Source organism: Yersinia entomophaga, assembly GCF_001656035.1.
Taxonomy (GTDB): domain Bacteria; phylum Pseudomonadota; class Gammaproteobacteria; order Enterobacterales; family Enterobacteriaceae; genus Yersinia; species Yersinia entomophaga.
The window spans coordinates 274880-295575 of sequence record NZ_CP010029.1 but is presented as its reverse complement, the minus strand read 5'-3'; the positions used below and the strand labels follow the sequence as shown (position 1 = coordinate 295575).

Here is a 20696-nt window from a genome sequence, read left to right as displayed (position 1 = left end):
CACTCGACGTGCTCAATGCACGTTCTGCTATGGACCTTATCGGTCCCTTTCAAGGAACCTCTAGAAACAGACAACAGCGTCGGCTTTTAGAGATTCCCTACCTTTATTATCACCCGGGAAAATTATTCCCCGGGTTTATAAACTCACATCATGCACTTCGTTGCAACAACATAGACTTAATATGGCCTATTGCGCGAGTAGGATTAAGGCCTTTTGGGCAAACACTCACACAATTCATAATACTGTGACAACGGAAGACACTGAAAGCATCGTTAAGGTCGTCTAAACGCGACTGCGTTTCAGTATCACGGCTGTCGATCAGGAAGCGATAAGCAGCGAGTAAACCAGCAGGTCCAACGAACTTATCCGGGTTCCACCAGAACGACGGGCAAGAGGTTGAGCAGCAGGCGCACAGGATACATTCGTACAGACCATCCAGTTTTGCCCTCTCTTCCGGAGATTGCAGATGCTCACGCGCCGGTGGGTTTTTGCCGTCATTAAGCAGGTAAGGCTTAATTTTTTCGTATTGGGTGTAGAACTGGCCCATATCGACCACTAAATCACGCACCACAGGCAAACCCGGCAACGGGCGAATAACAATCTTCTTACGACCATTGGTTAACGCCGAAACCGGCGTAATACAGGCCAGGCCGTTTTTACCGTTCATGTTCAATCCGTCTGAGCCGCACACGCCCTCACGACAGGAGCGACGGAAAGACAGGGTAGGATCTTGTTCTTTCAGCTGAATTAGCGCATCCAGCAGCATCATATCCCGGCCTTCTTCCGCTTCCAGGCTGTAATCCTGCATATGCGGCGCATCATCAACGTCCGGGTTATAACGATAAATCGAAAATTCGAGTTTCATGACTCACTCCTCCGCAACGGGTTAACTCGGCAAACGCGTTAGTAAGAACGCACTTTCGGCGGGAACGCCGCGCGTAGCTTCGGCTGCATGTTCACCTCACGGCGGGTCATGCTCTCGGTTTGCGGTAGATACAACGAGTGGCACAGCCAGTTCGCATCGTCACGCTCCGGGAAGTCGAAACGGCTATGAGCACCGCGACTTTCGGTTCGGAAGTTTGCGGACACCGCTGTGGAAAACGCTGTTTCCATCAAGTTTTCCAGTTCCAGACATTCGATACGCTGGGTGTTAAATTCGCTGGAAGTGTCGTCCAGACGCGCATTTTTCAGGCGTTCACGAATCACTTTCAGTTCTTCCAACCCTTTTGCCATGGCATCACCTTCACGGAATACCGAGAAGTTATGCTGCATACAAGATTGTAAGGCTTTACGGATTTCCACCGGATCTTCACCGCTTGGCGTGTTATTCCAACGGTTCATACGATCCAACGAGGCTTCAATATCCGAATCGCTGGCATCACGGCTTGGCCCTTGCTCCATTAAGGATTCCTGCAAGTGCATTCCGGCTGCTCGACCAAATACCACCAGATCCAGCAGCGAGTTGCCGCCCAGACGGTTTGCACCATGGACGGATACGCAGGCAATCTCACCGACGGCAAACAGACCCGGAATCACGACGTCTTCGCCTTTTTCATTCACGGTAATCGCCTGACCGGTCACTTTGGTCGGAATACCGCCCATCATATAGTGGCAGGTAGGAATAACCGGAATCGGCTCTTTAACCGGATCAACGTGAGCAAAGGTGCGGGATAATTCCAGAATGCCCGGCAGACGGGACTCCAGAACATCTTTACCCAAATGATCCAGTTTCAGCTTGGCGTGTGGGCCCCAAGGACCGTCACAGCCACGACCTTCACGAATTTCGATCATGATGGAACGGGCTACTACGTCGCGACCGGCCAAATCTTTAGCGTTTGGCGCATAGCGTTCCATAAAGCGTTCACCGTGTTTGTTCAGCAGATAACCGCCTTCACCACGACAGCCTTCGGTCACCAGTACGCCAGCACCCGCGATGCCCGTAGGGTGGAATTGCCACATTTCCATGTCCTGCACCGGAACGCCGGCACGCAGAGCCATGCCGACGCCGTCGCCGGTATTAATGTGAGCATTGGTTGTGGACTGGTAAATACGCCCTGCTCCGCCGGTAGCCAATACCGTCGCGCGAGCTTTGAAATAAACCACTTCGCCGGTTTCGATACAGATTGCGGTACAGCCGACAAAGGCGCCATCCTGATTCTTCACCAAATCCAGCGCATACCACTCGGAGAAGATAGTGGTATGGTTTTTCAGGTTTTGTTGATAAAGGGTGTGCAACAGCGCATGGCCGGTACGGTCAGCCGCCGCAGCGGTACGTGCCGCCTGACCGCCGCCGAAGTTCAGTGATTGGCCACCAAACGGGCGCTGATAAATGGAGCCATCTTCCAGACGAGAGAACGGCAGCCCCATGTGTTCGAGTTCCAGCACCGCTTCCGGGCCGGTTTTACACATATATTCAATGGCGTCCTGGTCACCGATATAATCGGAGCCTTTCACCGTGTCGTACATATGCCATTCCCAGTTATCTTCGTGGGTGTTACCCAGCGCAACGGTAATACCGCCCTGCGCAGATACCGTATGAGAACGGGTTGGGAAAACTTTGGAAATCAGGGCGCAAGACAACCCCATTTGAGAAATCTGCAAGGCTGCGCGCATACCTGCGCCACCTGCACCAATAACAACAGCGTCAAACTCTCTGACTGGCAGTTTCATTTAAGCTCCCCACACCACAATAGTTCCGTACAGTAAGTAAACCAATAACGTAATCACCACGACCAGCTGTAAGACCAGACGCAACGCTAATGGCTTTATATAGTCCGTTAATACCTGCCACAGCCCGATCCACGCGTGAGCAAGAATCGACAGCAGCGTCAGCAAGGTAAAGACTTTGGTGATGGAAGAGGCGAAGAAGCCACGCCAGATTTCGTAGGTGATGTCCGGGGCAATGGCAACAAAGCCCAGGATGTAGAGTACATATAGGGTAATGACGATCGCAGACGCGCGCAGAAGCAGCCAGTCGTGTACACCATTACGCCCTAACGCAGAAGCATTGCTTACCATACCAGGACTCCAGCCAGAACTGACAGCACCAGGGTGATGCCCATCGCCACTTGGGCAGAACGGGTACCCGCCGCTAAACTTTCTTCGAGATAGCCAAAATCCATTAATACGTGGCGGATGCCCACGACAATGTGATAGGCCAGCGCAGTGAGAATTCCCCAGAAGATGAATTTAACAATAAAGCTATTCATGATGGCGGAGGCCTGCAGGAATCCCTCGTAGGACGAGAGAGACAGACCCAGTAGCCAGAGGAGGATACCCACAGCAACGAAGGTAATGACGCCAGAGACTCGATGTAAGATGGACGCTATCGCAGTAACAGGAAATCGGATGGTTTGCAGATCCAAGTTAACAGGTCTTTGTTTTTTCACGGTTTTGCCCACACAGCTCTTATTATTTTCCTTCCTCCGGCCTGGGCGGGGATCAGACAGCGTTATGAGTCGTAACCCTTCACATCACAAATTTCACATTACGTCCTGAGTGTCAAAAAATGTGTGCTCTGTATAACGCTGGGTGCTCCTACTTCAGGGTAATCCGGAGACCTGGCGGCAGTATAGGGGGTTCACATTCTTATTACAATTCCCACACAAACTGATTGATAACATTTGCCTTGAACAGTGATTAGGATCACGATTTACACAATTTAAATAAAATTAATTATCTGATTTGACAAAGAATAAACATTTCCATTACAACTAAGGGATAAATAAGCCCTATGATGCACGAAAGGTCTACGGATACACTTCCTTATGGACATAAGTTGTGCAACAGTGTGTAAGTAAATACCCCTAATAATCTCGTAGGCAATGATTAGAAAAATATAAGTATCCGACAAATCGTTAACAATCACGTAACGTCGCCTGACACTCCAACGTGCCGGATTGTTGGTTCTATTAGCAACATGCTCTGTACCCTAAATCGCGACTTGAACGATGAATAAAACAGGGTGCTGCTGATAACCGATAAGGCATGCCGCAGGCACAAAAGACATTACGGTTGTTAAGGATTTTAAAATATAGCGCTAAGGAGACTGTAAATGGCTGACAAGAAAGCGACGCTAACTTTGACTGGCGAAGCTACGATTGAACTGGGCGTACTATCCCCGACTTTGGGTACCGATGTTATCGACGTACGAACCTTAGGTTCCAAAGGCTATTTCACCTTTGATCCCGGTTTTACCTCCACTGCGTCCTGCGAATCAAAAATCACCTACATCGACGGTGATAACGGTATTTTGCTGCACCGTGGCTTCCCAATCGATCAGTTAGCGAAAGAATCTACCTATCTGGAAGTGTGCTATATCTTGCTGTACGGTGAAACGCCAACGCCGGAAGAATACGCCACGTTTAAAACTACCGTGACCCGTCACACCATGATCCATGAGCAGATTACCCGACTGCTGCAAGGCTTCCGCCGTGACTCTCATCCAATGGCCGTACTTTGCGGCGTGACAGGCGCACTGGCTGCCTTCTACCACGATGCACTGGATGTTAACAACGAGCGTCACCGCGAAATTACCGCTTTCCGTTTGCTGTCCAAAATGCCAACGGTTGCCGCAATGTGTTACAAATATTCCCTAGGCCAGCCTTTCGTTTATCCACGTAACGATCTGTCCTACGCCGGTAACTTCCTGCACATGATGTTCTCTACTCCATGTGAAGAATACAAAGTGAATCCGGTATTGGAACGCGCAATGGATCGCATCTTCATCCTGCACGCTGACCATGAACAAAACGCCTCCACATCTACCGTGCGTACCGCCGGTTCTTCCGGCGCTAACCCGTTTGCCTGTATTGCTGCCGGGATTGCGTCCCTGTGGGGACCGGCTCACGGTGGCGCGAACGAAGCCTGCCTGAAGATGCTGGAAGAAATCAAAACCGTTGAGCACATTCCTGAATTTATCCGTCGCGCCAAAGACAAAAATGACTCCTTCCGTCTGATGGGCTTCGGTCATCGGGTGTATAAAAACCACGATCCACGCGCTACCGTGATGCGTGAGACTTGCCATGAAGTGTTGAAAGAACTCAACCTGAATGACAACCTGCTGGAAGTGGCGATGGAGCTGGAACGTATCGCCCTGAATGACCCGTACTTCATCGAGAAGAAACTGTACCCGAACGTAGATTTCTACTCAGGTATCATCCTGAAAGCGCTGGGTATTCCTTCCTCCATGTTTACCGTGATCTTTGCTATCGCCCGTACCATAGGCTGGATTGCTCACTGGAACGAAATGCATGATGAAGGCCTGAAAATCGCTCGTCCTCGCCAGCTGTACACCGGCTACGCAGAACGCGATTTCACTAGCCAAATCAAGAAGTAAATTGACTCCCGTCGCGCACTGAATCTAGGCGCGACCCGATCATCAAACGCCACTTTTCAGTGGCGTTTTTTATGGCTGAAAAACGCGTTTTATCATTGATAATTAATGCTGACAGGCCGGACACCAATAGAAAGGACGCGAAGAAATAGCAATTTTTTCAATCGGCTCACCGCAGCGCGCGCAAGGCTGGCCGGTACGATTGAAGACCTTGAAACGGAATAATGCGCCGTGATGATGATTTTCATCCACTACGCCGCGCGTCGCGTAGGAAAGGCGTGGCACCGCCAATAACGCCGAAGCCAACGCCTGCAATGCCTCTGGGGGGAGATCCTGCGGTTTATGCGTTGGTGCCAACGCCGCCAGCCACAGAATTTCTGCGCGTAAATAATTGCCTAATCCCGCCAAAAATGCCTGATCCAATAGCATTCCGCCCAATTGCCGACGGCAAAACTGCGGCGACAATAACCGCGCAATCACGTCATTTTCCGTGAGCGCCATATCCAGCACATCTGGGCCAATACGCTGCAAAAAGGGATGTTGTTCAATCACTTCACGCGGCCCAATCTCTATATCAGAGGCGCTGTAGAGCAAAATGGCCTGGTCGGCCGTTTCCAGTCGTATTCGCAGATCTCGCTTAGTCTGTGGCGTTTCTCCCGCTTTAACCACTCGCCAGACTCCGTACAGCTGATTATGGCTATACAGCGTCAATCCATCGGAGAAATGCGTCAACAATGCTTTGCCCCGAGTTTGTATTTCATTGACCTGCTGATTAAGCAGCAAAGATTGATAAGGCTTGAGCTGAGGAAAAGCAAACCACACCTGTTTCAACGGCTTGCCTATCACCGCCTCGGCAAGTTTATCCGCAGCGCGACGAATTTCCGGGCCTTCCGGCATTCTGCTCCTCCTTAAAACGACAAAGCGGAAGTCGCCCTCCGCTTTTTTATTGATTATTCCAATAGGGATCAGTGTGTCGCGCCGCCGGATATGTGCAAATCATGTTCAATTTGCAACGCCACAGAAATAGCAACTTCCAGCGCGATCAGGACGGACTGAGCCGACATACTTGGCGAACCGGGGTGGTTTACCGCCTGCTCCGGCAAATAAGGGATATGAATAAATCCCCCTTTCACCTCGTTGTCCTGTTGATGTAAACGATGCAGTAGACCGTACATCACATGGTTACACACGTAGGTTCCAGCCGTTTGGGAAACCGACGCCGGTATTCCCGCCTCGCGGATTCCCTGCACCATGGCTTTGATGGGCAAACGGGTAAAGTACGCCACCGGGCCATCAGGCACAATCGGCTGGTCTACCGGCTGTTGTCCCAGATTATCCGCAATACGCGCATCATCCACATTGATCGCGACGCGTTCAATGGTGATATCTGCACGACCACCGGCCTGTCCAATAGCCAGAACCAATACCGGCTGAGTGGCATCAATGGCCGCATTCAGCGATGTTAAGGCTTCGCCAAAAGCGCAGGGCAGCTGATGAGCCACCACCCGAACGCCGGAAAGCTGCAAATCATTCAATTGCTTGACCACTTCCCACGACGGATTGACCCGCTCGCCGCCAAAAGGCTCAAAACCGGTAATTAATACGTTTTTCATCACTTCTCCTACAGGAACATCAGGAAATACAGTAAGAATACGTTAACAATCAATAAAGTTACGCCGGTTGGAATCTGCGCCTTAATCACCGCATTCTTGTCAGGCAACTCCAGTAACGCTGCCGGAACGATATTAAAGTTAGCTGCCATTGGCGTCATTAGCGTGCCGCAATAGCCGGAAAACATCCCGATAGCCGCCATAACTGCCGGATTACCGCCGTGCTGTGATACCAGAATTGGGATCCCGATCCCAGCGGTGACAATGGGGAATGCCGCAAACGCATTCCCCATAATCATGGTGAGCACCGCCATGCCGATAGCATAGACGGCTACGGCGATAAAGCGATGATCGACAGCCAGATATTCTTGCGTCAAATGAGCAATCGCCGTTCCCACGCCTGCGGTGGTGAATAACAGGCCTAAAGTGGCTAATATCTGCGGCAGAATAAAGGCCCAACCGATGGAATCCAGTAAACGCCGCGCTTCCTGAACCGGCTGCGCGGCGGTTTCTTTCGTCATCACCACGGCAATAATCAGGCCGAGCACACAGCCTAGAGTCATAGAGAACAGCGTCACCAAAGTGGCATGGTTACCGCTACCAAACACCCACAAATCTAACGCTGGAATGTTGTTGAATAACAGTACGCCAATAACCGTCACGACTGGAATTGCCAGCGCTGGAATAAACAGGCGGTTCCCCAGTTTCTTAGCGCTCACTTCGCGTTCCACCGGCGTGCGCTGATGATAGCTACCCAATCGAACGCCACCAAAACCGGCGATCAGCGCCATAATGACCACCACCACGCCCACGGTGATATTCAGAATGCGTTTTTCATCCGGACCGTCGCCGCCCAGCGAATTGGCCAAACGGTACGTCCAGTCTCCTACCAGAAAAAACAGTCCGTACAATCCCCAAAACAAACCGGTGGTAATTCGACGCGGGTTAGCTTTATCGCGAAATGACATCAAGGCGACAATCAGCAGCACTACGCCCGCCAGCCAATAGAGATATTGTTGTTGGAAAATCATTTCGACGCCCCTTTCTCAGCTAATGCCGACTGATTCAGCGCCGTCAGTTCTGCCGCCAATTGTTTATCTAAACGCTGCAAGCGATATGCGTGAATGATAAATGCACAAATCGCAGTCGGAATACCCCACAGGGCAATATGCAGCGGTTCGGTTTGAATACCGCCAGATTCCAACATAAAGTTATGCATAAAGATAATCGCACCGAAAGCGACGAATATATCTTCCCCAAAAAATAATCCCACGTTATCCGTGGCCGCCGACATAGCGCGCAAACGGTAGCGAACTTTCTCCGGTAACTCGCCATAACGTGTTTCCGCCGCACCTTCGGCCATCGGAGCCAATAATGGACGGACCATTTGCGGATGTCCGCCCAGACTGGTTAACCCCAGCGCTGCTGTGGCTTCACGCACAAACAGGTACACGATCAGCAGCCGACCGGAGGTGGCGCTTTTTATTTTTGAAATCCACGCCTGCGCCCGTTCTTTCAGGCCGTGGCGCTCCAATAAACCTATTACCGCCAGCGGCAGTAATAAAATCAGCGGCAGGTTTCGTGTATTCAAAAAACCTTCACCCAGTTTCTCTAATATGGTGGCAATAGGCATCAAAGCCGCTACGCCGGTAATAATGCCAGCGGTAATCACCACCAATACGGCATTAATACGCATTAAAAATCCGATGATAATTGCCGCAATACCAATAAGCGGCCAGAAATTTACGGTCTGTTCCAAATGTATTCTCCTATCCTGGGTTCTGATCAAGTGTTCACTATTATTCCGCCCGGGCTAGGCGGTTATGATTATTGACGCCCTATCAACTCGCACTGATGCTGATATTTTTCTGTATAAAACTGTCATAGAGGCGACGAGCAAAAGCCAATGCGTGCGCGCCATCACCGTGAACACAAACGGTATCTGCCTGTACCGGCACCCAAATGCCGTCACGGGACTGAACCCGCCGCTGCTGTACCATTTCCAGCGTTTGAGATAATGCCAGTTCATCGCTTTCAATCAACGCATCCGGCTCGTTGCGCGGAACCAGCGAACCATCGGCCTGATAACGACGATCGGCAAAAACTTCCTGTCGGGTAGATAAACCCGCGCGCTGCCCAGCAAGAATTAATTCGCTACCCGCCAATCCAACCAAACGCAAATTGGAATCGACGGCTTTCACCGCCTGAGCAATGGCGTCTGCCAACTGCGGATCTTTCGCCGCCTGGTTATACAGCATGCCGTGGGGCTTTACGTGCTGCATACGCCCGCCCTCCGCCCTCACGATAGCCGCCAACGCGCCGAGCTGATAAATCACCTGCGCATAGACGGTTTCTGGCGGCAGTTGCATCGCGGTGCGGCCAAAGTTCTCCCGATCGGGAAAGCTGGGATGAGCGCCAATAGCCACGCGAAACTCCAACGCCCAACGAACCGACTGGCGCATAATTTCAGCGTCTCCCGCATGGAAACCGCAGGCGATATTAGCGGAACTGACTAACTGCAATAATTCACGATCGTTGGCGCAGCCTTCACCCAAATCTGCGTTTAAATCTACTTTCATTTGGCCTCCACCGGGTGGAAACCCGCGGCTAAACCCCGTTCAATCTGTTGCAAATACAGCTGTTGTTCGGCTTTGGCTTTCAAAGCGTCCTCCAGCGTACATTTGACAAAATGCACCGGTTCTCCCAAACGAATTTGCGCCAAATGGAAGAGATCGGCTTCGATCACGCAGGCAATTCGCGGATAACCGCCCGTAGTTTGCGCATCTGCCATTAATACAATTGGCTGGCCGTTATGCGGCACCTGCACCACTCCGGGCAGTAAACCGTGGGATAACATTTCCCGCGCGGTATTGCGGGATAACTCGCCGCCGGTCAGACGGTAGCCCATCCGATTACTTTGCGGGCTCAGCTGCCACGCACTGCGCCAAAACGCCTCTTGCGCACTGGACGAAAACTCGTGATATTCCGGCCCCGGCACCGCCCGCACTCGATTACCAAACAGTAATTGTTTAATGCCAACGGATTCCTTAGGTAAACGGCTCGCTTTGCCCAACGGCAATTCGTCGCCCTCTTTAATCAACCGCCCTTGATGACCGCCAAATCCGGCTTTCAGATCAGTGCTGCGCGAGCCAAGCATTTCAGGCACGTCAATACCGCCGGAGATCGCCAGATAACTGCGCATTCCCCGCAATGGGACATTAAGTTGAATACGCTGGCCCGCTTTCACCGGATAACGCCAGCCGGTCCACAGTAATTGGTCGTCGAGCCTGGCATCACAGCCCGCGCCAGTTAGTGCGATCCAGCCTGTCTGAGTAAATTCGGCACAAAACTGCCCCAGCGTAATTTCCAATCCTGCGGCAGCGGGGGCATTCCCCACCAACATATTAGCCATTTTCAGCGCGGGTAAATCCAGTGCCCCGCCCTGACTGATACCCAAACGGCGAAAACCGGGACGGCCTTCATCCTGAATAGTGGTGTAAATACCGGCGCGAATAATTTTTAACATACGCCCTCCTTGAGTGGTACAAAGCGCACATTATCACCGGGGCGAAGCAAGGTAGGCGGCATTTCCAACGGGTTAAACAATGCCAGAGAAGTACGCCCTATCAATTGCCAACCACCGGGGGTAGCTAACGGATAAATACCCGTTTGGCTGCCGCCGATCCCAACGGAACCCGGTGCAACAGACAGACGAGGCTCCCCGCGACGCGGCGTTGCCAGTTGTTCCGGCAGACCGCCTAAATAGGAGAAACCCGGCTGAAAACCGAGGAAATAGACGATATAACTCGCAGAAGAATGACATTCCACCACCTGACGCGGTGACAAACCGGTGTGACGAGCCACGTCTTCCAGATCCGGCCCGAACTCTCCGCCGTAGATCACCGGAATATCAATGTTTCGGGATTCGAGTACCAAGGACTCACTTTCTTCCCACCAGCGCTGTAAACGCTCAATGGCATCCAACGCCGTTTGCTGCGGGTTCTCCAGCAACAGCGTCAGGTTATTCATGCCCGGAATGGCTTCGCGAACATCAGGATGATGAATCAGGCGATCCGCCAGACCCCAAATACGTTGTTGGCTTGCCAGAGTCACCGGCGGCTCCAATTCCAGAACCACCGCGCTTTCTCCCAATAGGTAACATCGTGCTCGTTGCAATCCTTATCTCCCTGCTCTTTATAAGACTTTGACTGTTTCTATAACTTAATAATTATTAGCCATAAGCACATAGTTATGCTTTAGCGCATTGCAACTGTCAATAGGGGCTTAACAACGGGAGATAGGCGATTAACTGCCACATAAGCGGATAACACCATTATTAATCGCTATGAAAGCAATATTTAACGTGTTTTAAACCACTATGTTGGCAATTAACTAATTTATTTCTTATTAAAAATCAGCATTGAATACCTAAAAGTTATGATAAATATAACCTTTATCGCTTAATATTCGTCAGATAGGGTTTTATTAGGATGAGTAAACTAATAACCCTCAGTTTTTACGAGGAATAGTGCTTTTCTGGTCAGGATTAGAGCAGAGAATTCACGCCACCAATTGATTGAGCGGCGTGATTGAGAGAGCATTAAGCAGGGTTAGGAATATCAATGAAAGTCACGTCAAACCCGTGTTGGTTCGCCAGCCACTCCCCCAGCGCCTTAATGCCGCCGCGTTCGGTCGCGTGGTGACCCGCCGCATAAAAATTCACCCCCATCTCACGAGCAATATGAATCGTCTGCTCGGAAACCTCACCGGTAACAAAGGCATCAACCCCGAAATCAGCCGCCTGCTGAATATAACCTTGCCCACCGCCCGTGCACCAGGCAATGCGACGAATATCCGTAGGCGCGTGATCGCCACAGTGCAGAACCGGGCGGCCTAGCTGTTTTTCCAGACGCTCTTTCAGTATCTGGTTATTGATCGGTTTTTCAAACTCGCCATAAGGCAACAACGACTCGATTTCACCGATAACATGAATATCAAGTAGCCTGGCTAGCTGCGCGTTATTGCCCAACGTTGGATGCGCATCCAGCGGCAGATGGTATCCATAGAGATTGATATCTTCAGTAAGTAAGGTTTTCAGGCGATTACGTTTCATACCGCGAACTACCACCGGTTCATTCTTCCAAAAATAACCGTGGTGAACCAGAATCGCGTCGGCCCGATGCTCCACTGCCGCATCCAGCAACGCCTGACTGGCCGTCACGCCGGTAACAATTCGTTGCACCTCAGGGCGACCTTCGACCTGTAGGCCATTCGGCGCATAATCCTGAAAAGCAGCGGTATTCAATTCGGTATTTATCAGGGTTTCCAGTTCGGTGTTACGCATGATCTTCATCTCGTTTTAGCGATTTTGGGGCTAACATACCCGCCGATTTTAGCGAAAGCAAACCCGCGACACTCAGAATTGCTGACTGTCGCCCTGCTCCATCAGAATAAATTTAACGCCCAGATCGTTAGCCTGCTGCAGTTCATCCACAATGACTTTCCGGGGATCTGGCCCCTGCTGTAACGACGGCTTGATATGGCTAATCACCACCGGTAAATCTTTCAGCGGTTGCTCGCCTTCACCGCTGTATTTCGCCAGATTTTTCAGCTCTGCCAGCAACCATTTGGGTGTCATATGACCATAAAGTTTGCCGTCAGCCACGCTGTTTGGGTAAGACACCTCGATAATCATGCCTTTTAGCTGCTTCTGTTTGACCTTTTCACCCAAAATGCGCCAAATCTGATCCAGATTTTTTGATTTTTCCACCGCGTCAGGCCCGGTATCACCAAAATAGGCGAAGAACTCATCGCCCTGACCGATCAATAACATCGAAGAAGGAGACTGGTCATGGCTCAGAGGATAGATTTCACCGATCAATCGGGTTAAACCTATAGTGAAACGTTGAGCGGGACGCGGAGCCTGCAGGCGATAAGTGCCCAAGCGCGTGCCACTGCCAGAATCGGTAAAGTTCGGCCACACGCGCCAGTTAAAATAGTGGTTTCTCAAGGTTTCCACCGTAGCGGCGGTGCCATAGATGGTTTTCTTACTGTCTTCGGGAGAGCCAATAATCAGCCCTGCAACGTGATCCAGATGAGCGTGACTAATAAAGTAGCTGTTAATGCGTTGACGGAAAATATAGCCCTGACGGGTGAAAGGCGCCGCGTTTTGCTCGGTTACATCGGCAAAGTTCCCTTTGTCCAAGCCTTTGGCTATACCGGGAAGCACAGATCCTGCGTCCAGACCAAGATACAGAGGGTTAGTATCGCTGCGAATTAAATACGAGGTTAAATTGCCATCGCTGACGCCACCATCCACGCCAAGGGCAACCACCTCAAATCCACCCCAGCTCAATGAAGAATAGAGGCTGAAGATCAGGACTAACCCTTTTTTAAACATACTGGCTCCTTGTTGTTATGTTGTGCGGGAATGTTCCCGTCTGGCGGCCTCAAATGCGGCCAACGTGTCCAATCTGGCTTGTTTGTGATCGACGATCGGCTGCGGGTAATCAAGCGGCTGTTGCCACTGCGCCCAACGCCAAGGCTGGTGAATATCACTTTCCGGCACCGCCGCTAACTCCGGTAGCCAACGGCGGATAAAAGTGCCTTGTTTATCAAACCGTTCCCCTTGAGTCGTGGGGTTGAAAATACGAAAATACGGGGCAGAATCTGTCCCCGTTGACGCGGCCCATTGCCAGCCCCCGTTATTGGCAGCCAGATCGCCATCCAACAACTGAGACATAAAATACCGCTCGCCTAAACGCCAATCCAGCAGCAGGTCTTTGACCAAAAAGCTGGCGGTAATCATACGCAAGCGATTATGCATCCACCCGGTAGCATTTAGCTGTCGCATCGCCGCATCCACAATCGGATAGCCGGTCAGGCCTTGTTGCCACGCTTGCAACTTATCGTCAGCAGGGTTCCATCGTACCTCATCCGTCCAGTCAATAAACGGACGATTTCGGCATAATCGCGGATAAGCCACCAATAGATGGCGATAAAATTCTCGCCAGATCAATTCATTAAGCCAATTGAATGCGCCACCGTCCGGCATGTCCAGCACGTTGGGGCATTCTGCTCGCAGTCGATTGAAACATTGGCGCGGAGACAGCACGCCAAGAGCCAGATAAGGCGATAATTGGCTGGTTCCGTCAACTGCCGGCAAATCTCGCTGTTTCTGATAATCCTGCACAGTTTCGCGACAAAATTGGCGAAGGCGGCGTAAAGCGGCCTCTTCTCCCGCGGGAAAGAGCTCAGCGTCCACTTCTGCTGCAGGATAATTAAAAGGTGCGAGCGCAGATGAGTCATCCATTGGCGACTGCCGCGGTTGTGGGGCTGGCACGCAGTTGCAGTCAGTCATCAACAAGCGCTGGATAAAAGCACGGCGAAATGGGGTGTAAACCTTATACATTTCGCCGTTGCCGGTCAGAACGCTTCCCGGCGGCAATAACAGGCTGTCATGGAAACCCTGACAGATGACTTGCCCACGAAGCTTTTCTTCCAGCTGCGTATCCCGCAGTCGTTCGTTCAGTTCATATTGATGATTATAAAGCAGTTTATCAATGCGTTGTTCAATACAAAGATTGGCTAACCAGTCTACTGAAGCGTCGAAATCATGGCATTGATGGTAATGCAATGGGATACCACGCAGCGCGAGTTGCTGTCGAAGTAATTGTAGGTTTTGATGAATAAATGCGGCCTGCCGCGGCGCCATATCGTGAGATGCCCACTGCCCCGGCGTAGCGATAAATACGGCCTGCACCTGCGCCTGCGGGTCTTCACAGGCCGCGTGCAGGGCCAAATTATCGGTAACGCGCAAATCGTGGCGAAACCAGACCAAATGGGTAGTCATGGCATTCCTTTTTATAAAATTATCTAAAAATCAAATAGACAGACACAGCAGCCGATCACCAACCGCTTAATGTCCGTAGCGCAACCTCAACGCCTCCGGATACGGTTCAAAATACCGCTGTTGCGCCAGATAGGCATCCGGGTACTCAGCCATATAATGTTTTAACAGAGTTATTGGCGCTAATAAGGGTTGCATACCCTGTCGGTAGCGGTCGATTAACTGGGCCAACTCTTGCCGTTGAGCAGCATTTAAATGTCGACGGAAGTAACCTTGTACATGCATTAAGACATTAGTGTGATTACGGCGGGTCGCTTTATGTGCCAGCAAATGCATCAAACGGTTACGATATTCAATAGCAAAATCTTCCAGTGATTCCCATTGATCCATTGCGGCGACAAAAGGACCGATCTGGCGATATTCAGGCTGAGAATGCGCGAGCAGTGAAAGTTTATAACGACTATGAAATGCCATTAGGCTGCCGCGCGTTAACCCTTTCTTCCATAGAGAATTAAACTCAGCCAGCGCGTAGATACGCTCGACAAAATTCTCTCGCAGTTGCGGATCGTGCAGGCGACCATCTTCCTCAACCGGTAGCCAGGGCAACTGTTTTAGCAATTCCTGAGCGAAAATTCCGGTACCCTCCTTCTTGGAAAAATCGCCTTTCTCGCTGTATACCCTCACCCGCTCCATTCCGCAGCTGGGAGATTTTGCGCACAAAATATAGCCGCACAAATGGCTGAGATGAGATACCTTTTCCTCGGCAAAACGACGCATGGCGGCGGTAACATCCTGATTGGCGTCATTGCTGGTACGGATCAGGACGTCATCCTGCTTGCGAACCAAGCGTAGAGCGGGACGCGGAGAAGGCAAACCAATGGCCATTTCTGGGCAAATGGGTTCAAATTCGACGTAGGGAGCCAGTTCTTCTGTAGCGAAGTCCAGCCGTTTATGCCCACCGTCAAAACGTACCTTGCTGCCGAGCAGGCAGGCGCTGATACCTACGGGGATTTTTTCGCTCATAGTTCACTCCCGACATTCAATAAATTCAAGAAACGTTTGGTTAAATCACGCTATCTGGCCCGATGATACACATTGGCATCAGAATTTTTAATCTTATGAATTTTAAGCATAACTGTTATTGCGTGAAATAACCCTAAGGCGAGGTAAATATCGGCTTGATGAGGGGAGAGTGTGTGAGTAAAGCCAGCGCCGCCGGGCACTCGTGAACCGTATTATTGGGAAGCCAAAAAAACAAATGCCAGTCAGCGTGCACTGACTGGCATTCGATTTCACACCGGGATTCTAATTAACTCAGTAGAAATCCCGAGCGGCTAATTCAGACTGCGCTAACCATACTGGTTTATCGCTGGTTTTCGCCCAAACGCGGTGCAAATAGCTGTAAAAACGAGCACGGTCACGGCGGAATAACATCACTGGCAAAGCCAAAACACCCATCAGGATTACTGCGCAGCGGCGCAGGAGAACCTGATGCAATGGATATACATTGTACATAGACATAGCGATCCTCCTTAAAAGCGCCGTTCTGTTAGGCAGACCACTATCAACTCTGGGTCAGTTTTACAGCTTGGCGCTAGAAATAAACAAGTGAATTTGGAAACTGAACAAAATTTTACCGCATTGAATGAAAGTTTACCACTCATCCGACCACTAAAAGGCACGAAAAACACAAATTATCGTCATCTTCCGTAATTTTGTTACATTAAGGTTAATTTAAAACTAACCTTTAGTTATCTTGTGGCTATTTTAGTTGCGAGATTGATAACGTTATGAGCATGAAATTAGCATTCCTGTTTTCTTCGAACTCAAAGTATCTCTACCACAAACTCACCGCCTAAATTAACGTCACTTTATGAACCTTTTTTGACCATTTTTACGTTTTTTTTACACACAATGCGGATTTTTTATCAGTAACTATATTTATGACTCCGTAACCTGCTGTTATCAAAAAACATCACCTGTGGAGGTGTCCCGTGAGTTTCAGCATCGTTGTTGGTGCGTTGCTGGTCCTGTTGCTTCTGGGCTATTTGGTATACGCCTTATTTAATGCGGAGGACTTTTAAATGGCTGCGTCAGCTTTCCTGCTTATCGCCAGTTTCTTATTGGTGCTACTGGTTCTTTCACGCCCGCTGGGTGGTTTTTTGGCGCGGCTAATCGAAGGCGAACCATTCCCGCGATTACAGCGTATGGAAGCCGCTATCTGGCGCTGTAGCGGCGTAAAAAATGAAGAAATGAATGCCTGGCAATACGCGCTGGCTATTTTATTCTTTAATCTGATTGGTGGAATATTTTTATTCACATTATTAATGTCTCAGGGCGCTCTGCCTCTAAATCCTCAACATTTACCGGGGATGTCCTGGCAGTTAGCGTTAAATACCACCGTCAGTTTTGTCACGAATACCAACTGGCAGGCCTACAGCGGAGAGAATACGCTCAGTTATCTCAGCCAAATGGCCGGTTTGACGGTGCAAAACTTCCTGTCTGCCGCAACGGGTATCACCGTGGCTTTTGCGTTGATTCGCGCCTTCGCCCGCCATTCTTCCAACACACTAGGTAATGCCTGGGTTGATATTCTGCGCATTACTCTATACGTGCTATTGCCCCTTTCTCTGATTATCGCGCTGATTTTTGTCAGCCAAGGCGTTTTACAGAATTTTGATGCTTACCAACACGTTACAACGCTAGAGGGAGCAAAACAGATCCTACCGATGGGGCCAGTGGCTTCACAGGAAGCGATTAAAATGCTCGGCACCAACGGCGGCGGTTTCTTTGGCGCCAACTCCGCTCATCCGTTTGAAAACCCAACCGCTTTCAGCAATTTTGTGCAAATGCTGGCAATTTTCCTTATTCCCTGTGCCCTGTGTTTTGCTTTTGGTCAGGTAGTGGGAGATAACCGCCAGGGTCATGCGCTGATTTGGGCTATGTCACTGATTTTCATCACTGCTGTCGCTGTAGTGATGTACGCCGAACTGACAGGCAACCCGCACCTTACCCTGCTCGGCGCTGACAGCAATATCAATATGGAAGGTAAAGAAAGCCGCTTCGGGATTCTGTCGTCCAGTATGTACGCCGTAGTAACCACAGCCGCGTCGTGTGGGGCGGTTAACGCTATGCATGACTCCTTTACCGCGCTGGGCGGCATGGTGCCGATGTGGCTGATGCAAATTGGCGAAGTGGTGTTCGGCGGCGTTGGCTCTGGCTTATACGGGATGCTGCTGTTTGTGCTGCTGACGGTGTTTATCGCCGGGCTGATGATTGGCCGCACGCCGGAATATCTGGGTAAAAAAATCGATGTGTTCGATATGAAAATGACCGCACTGGCCATTCTGGTCACGCCGACCGTGGTACTGCTAGGCACCGCGCTGGCACTGAACACCGACGCCGGGCGAGCAGGAATTCTTAATCCGGGCGCTCATGGTTTCAGTGAAGTGCTGTACGCCCTGTCATCGGCGGCTAACAACAATGGCAGCGCCTTCGCTGGCCTGAGCGTCAATACCCCGTTCTATAACCTGTTATTGGCGCTGGCGATGTTCATCGGCCGCTTTGGCGTCATTTTACCGGTTCTGGCTATCGCGGGATCGCTGGCGGCGAAAAAACGTCAACCGGCGGGGAACGGCACGTTACCAACTTCAGGTCCGCTGTTTGTTGGTCTGTTGGTCGGTACCGTGATGTTGGTTGGCGCTCTGACCTTTATTCCTGCACTGGCATTAGGGCCGGTCGCTGAACATCTGAAAGTTTGGTTAACACGCTGATTATTAATAAATAATGTTAACAACGATTCGGTTGTAGAGAGAGAACACATATGACTCGCAAACAACGCGCACTCTTTGAGCCCGCACTGGTTCGCACCGCACTGATTGATGCAGTGAAAAAATTGGACCCGCGTACCCAATGGCGTAACCCGGTAATGTTCGTGGTGTACCTAGGCAGTTGGTTGACAACCGCTATCTGGCTGGCGATTCTCAGCGGGCAAGCCGACGGCAACGCCATGTTTACCGGTAACGTAGCCCTTTGGCTTTGGTTTACCGTGCTGTTTGCCAACTTTGCCGAAGCGCTGGCAGAAGGCCGCAGTAAGGCTCAGGCCGAAAGCCTGAGAGGGGTAAAAAAAACCAGTTGGGCTAAAAAACTTAGCGCTCCTCACGCGGATGCGCCGCAGGAGAAAGTATCCGCCGATAGCCTGCGAAAAGGCGATTTGGTGCTAGTACAAGCCGGAGATACCGTCCCCTGCGATGGCGAAGTGCTGGAAGGTGGCGCATCGGTGGATGAAAGCGCCATTACCGGCGAATCTGCTCCGGTTATTCGCGAATCCGGCGGCGATTTCTCCTCCGTTACCGGCGGGACTCGCGTGCTGTCCGATTGGTTGGTAGTCGAGTGCAGCGTCAATCCCGGCGAGACTTTCCTCGATCGCATGATAGCGATGGTGGAAGGAGCAAAACGGCGTAAAACACCAAATGAAGTGGCTTTGACCATTTTACTGGTGGCCTTAACCATCGTGTTTTTGCTGGCAACGGCTACGCTGTTTCCCTTCTCATTATTTAGTGTGGAAGCTAATCAGGCTGGCAGTCCGGTAACCATTACCGTTCTGGTAGCGTTGCTGGTGTGTTTGATTCCAACCACCATCGGCGGCCTGTTATCAGCCATTGGGGTAGCCGGCATGAGCCGGATGCTGGGTGCCAACGTGATAGCCACCAGCGGGCGCGCGGTGGAAGCCGCTGGCGATGTCGATGTGCTGTTGCTGGATAAAACCGGCACCATCACATTGGGCAACCGTCAGGCTTCGGAATTCCTGCCTGCACCCGGCGTTACCGAACAGCAATTGGCAGACGCCGCCCAGCTATCTTCTTTAGCCGATGAAACGCCAGAAGGCCGCAGTATCGTCGTGCTGGCGAAACAGCGCTTTAATTTGCGGGAGCGTGATATTCATGCCTTGAATGCAACCTTTGTCCCCTTCTCTGCCCAAACCCGCATGAGCGGCGTAAACGTGCAGGATAGAATGATTCGCAAAGGCGCGGTAGATGCCATTCGTCGCCACGTGGAGTCGAATAATGGCCATTTCCCACGCGCCGTGGACGATTTGGTTGAAAGCGTAGCGAAAACCGGCGGCACGCCGTTGGTCGTCGCAGAGGGCGCTCGGGTTTTGGGTGTCGTCGCGTTGAAAGATATCGTCAAAGGCGGGATTAAAGAGCGTTTTGCCGAATTACGCAAAATGGGCATCAAAACCGTGATGATTACCGGCGATAACCGTCTGACCGCCGCAGCCATTGCCGCCGAAGCCGGGGTAGATGATTTTCTGGCCGAAGCCACGCCGGAAGCCAAGCTGGCGCTGATTCGTCAATATCAGGGAGAAGGTCGTCTGGTCGCGATGACCGGCGACGGTACCAATGACGCGCCGGCGCTGGCACAGGCCGATGTCGCGGTGGCGATGAACTCAGGGACGCAGGCAGCGAAAGAAGCGGGCAATATGGTGGATTTAGACTCCAATCCGACCAAACTGATTGAGGTTGTACACATCGGTAAACAAATGCTGATGACTCGCGGTTCCCTGACGACCTTTAGTATTGCCAACGATGTAGCGAAATATTTTGCCATTATTCCGGCCGCTTTCGCTGCCACTTACCCGCAGTTGAATGCGTTAAACGTGATGCAATTGCACTCCCCGTCTTCCGCCATTCTATCGGCGGTAATTTTCAACGCCTTAGTGATTGTGTTTCTGATTCCACTGGCGTTAAAAGGCGTCAGTTATAAAGCGATGAGCGCTGCGGCTTTGTTGCGTCGAAATTTATGGATCTACGGCTTAGGCGGTTTATTAGTGCCTTTTGTCGGGATCAAACTGATCGATTTGGTGTTAACCGCGCTGAATATGGGTTGAACGAGCGCTTAA

General features: G+C 51.0%; 20 protein-coding genes. 4 read left to right on the top strand and 16 right to left on the bottom strand.

The features are described from left to right. Window positions 1-148 precede the first annotated feature (148 nt). The 4 genes from PL78_RS01460 to sdhC are packed head-to-tail and all read right to left on the bottom strand — an operon-like array spanning window position 149 to window position 3401. Entirely contained in the window at window positions 149-865 is a 717-nt protein-coding gene (locus tag PL78_RS01460; RefSeq protein ID WP_049596731.1) for a succinate dehydrogenase iron-sulfur subunit, read from the bottom strand. 38 nt (window positions 866-903) lie between these two features. Next, the gene (sdhA, locus tag PL78_RS01455; protein ID WP_064512519.1) at window positions 904-2670 is read right to left on the bottom strand and encodes a succinate dehydrogenase flavoprotein subunit; all 1767 of its coding nucleotides are present in this window, start codon (window positions 2668-2670) and stop codon (window positions 904-906) included. Next, a complete protein-coding gene (gene sdhD / locus PL78_RS01450) occupies window positions 2671-3018 on the bottom strand; it encodes a succinate dehydrogenase membrane anchor subunit (protein WP_064512517.1) in 348 nt (115 codons plus the stop codon). After that, entirely contained in the window at window positions 3012-3401 is a 390-nt protein-coding gene (gene sdhC / locus PL78_RS01445) for a succinate dehydrogenase cytochrome b556 subunit (protein WP_064512515.1), read from the bottom strand. The genes sdhD and sdhC overlap by 7 nt, the downstream gene beginning before the upstream one ends. A gap of 653 nt (window positions 3402-4054) precedes the next feature. Between sdhC and PL78_RS01440 the strand changes: the two genes are divergently transcribed. Then, window positions 4055-5338 carry a citrate synthase gene (locus PL78_RS01440; RefSeq protein WP_064512513.1) on the top strand — a complete coding sequence of 428 codons (1284 nt, stop codon included), beginning with the start codon at window positions 4055-4057 and terminating at the stop codon, window positions 5336-5338. Between the two features lie 102 nt (window positions 5339-5440). Here PL78_RS01440 and nei read toward each other — a convergent pair whose 3' ends face one another. The 12 genes from nei to PL78_RS01380 all read right to left on the bottom strand — a co-directional run bounded on the left by nei (window position 5441) and on the right by PL78_RS01380 (window position 16315). Next, entirely contained in the window at window positions 5441-6232 is a 792-nt protein-coding gene (gene nei, locus PL78_RS01435; RefSeq protein WP_064512511.1) for an endonuclease VIII, read from the bottom strand. A gap of 68 nt (window positions 6233-6300) precedes the next feature. Continuing rightward, entirely contained in the window at window positions 6301-6948 is a 648-nt protein-coding gene (gene pcp / locus PL78_RS01430; protein ID WP_064512509.1) for a pyroglutamyl-peptidase I, read from the bottom strand. A gap of 8 nt (window positions 6949-6956) precedes the next feature. Continuing rightward, window positions 6957-7976 (bottom strand): DUF979 domain-containing protein, encoded by a 1020-nt coding sequence (locus PL78_RS01425; RefSeq protein WP_064512508.1) that lies wholly within the window; start codon window positions 7974-7976, stop codon window positions 6957-6959. Then, window positions 7973-8704 (bottom strand): DUF969 domain-containing protein, encoded by a 732-nt coding sequence (locus tag PL78_RS01420; protein WP_064512506.1) that lies wholly within the window; start codon window positions 8702-8704, stop codon window positions 7973-7975. Before PL78_RS01420 ends, PL78_RS01425 begins: the two co-directional genes overlap by 4 nt. 82 nt (window positions 8705-8786) lie before the next feature. After that, window positions 8787-9524, bottom strand: a complete 738-nt coding sequence (gene pxpA, locus PL78_RS01415) for a 5-oxoprolinase subunit PxpA (protein WP_064512505.1) — start codon at window positions 9522-9524, stop codon at window positions 8787-8789. Further along, window positions 9521-10471 (bottom strand): 5-oxoprolinase subunit PxpC, encoded by a 951-nt coding sequence (pxpC, locus tag PL78_RS01410; RefSeq protein WP_064512504.1) that lies wholly within the window; start codon window positions 10469-10471, stop codon window positions 9521-9523. Before pxpC ends, pxpA begins: the two co-directional genes overlap by 4 nt. Beyond that, window positions 10465-11121: a 5-oxoprolinase subunit PxpB gene (pxpB, locus tag PL78_RS01405; RefSeq protein WP_064512502.1), complete on the bottom strand. Its 657-nt coding sequence runs from the start codon at window positions 11119-11121 to the stop codon at window positions 10465-10467. Before pxpB ends, pxpC begins: the two co-directional genes overlap by 7 nt. A 424-nt stretch (window positions 11122-11545) precedes the next feature. Beyond that, window positions 11546-12289: a type 2 GTP cyclohydrolase I gene (locus PL78_RS01400; protein WP_064512500.1), complete on the bottom strand. Its 744-nt coding sequence runs from the start codon at window positions 12287-12289 to the stop codon at window positions 11546-11548. 72 nt (window positions 12290-12361) lie between these two features. Then, window positions 12362-13345, bottom strand: coding sequence for an MBL fold metallo-hydrolase (locus PL78_RS01395; protein WP_064512499.1), 984 nt, complete (start codon window positions 13343-13345; stop codon window positions 12362-12364). A gap of 15 nt (window positions 13346-13360) precedes the next feature. Beyond that, window positions 13361-14797: a deoxyribodipyrimidine photo-lyase gene (phrB, locus tag PL78_RS01390; protein ID WP_064512497.1), complete on the bottom strand. Its 1437-nt coding sequence runs from the start codon at window positions 14795-14797 to the stop codon at window positions 13361-13363. 66 nt (window positions 14798-14863) lie between these two features. Further along, on the bottom strand, window positions 14864-15817 hold the full coding sequence (locus PL78_RS01385; protein WP_064512495.1) for a YbgA family protein: 954 nt from the start codon (window positions 15815-15817) through the stop codon (window positions 14864-14866). A 291-nt stretch (window positions 15818-16108) separates the two neighbouring features. Then, the gene (locus tag PL78_RS01380) at window positions 16109-16315 is read right to left on the bottom strand and encodes a YbfA family protein (RefSeq protein ID WP_049596747.1); all 207 of its coding nucleotides are present in this window, start codon (window positions 16313-16315) and stop codon (window positions 16109-16111) included. A 473-nt stretch (window positions 16316-16788) separates the two neighbouring features. Here PL78_RS01380 and PL78_RS21015 point away from each other — a divergent pair, with 473 nt between their 5' ends. From PL78_RS21015 to kdpB, 3 genes are read left to right on the top strand one after another with little or no spacing between them, the layout of a single operon-like run. Next, window positions 16789-16878 (top strand): K(+)-transporting ATPase subunit F, encoded by a 90-nt coding sequence (locus tag PL78_RS21015; RefSeq protein ID WP_049596748.1) that lies wholly within the window; start codon window positions 16789-16791, stop codon window positions 16876-16878. Next, entirely contained in the window at window positions 16879-18567 is a 1689-nt protein-coding gene (gene kdpA / locus PL78_RS01370; RefSeq protein ID WP_064512493.1) for a potassium-transporting ATPase subunit KdpA, read from the top strand. 50 nt (window positions 18568-18617) lie between these two features. Then, window positions 18618-20684, top strand: a complete 2067-nt coding sequence (gene kdpB, locus PL78_RS01365) for a potassium-transporting ATPase subunit KdpB (protein WP_064512490.1) — start codon at window positions 18618-18620, stop codon at window positions 20682-20684. Window positions 20685-20696: the final 12 nt, after the last annotated feature.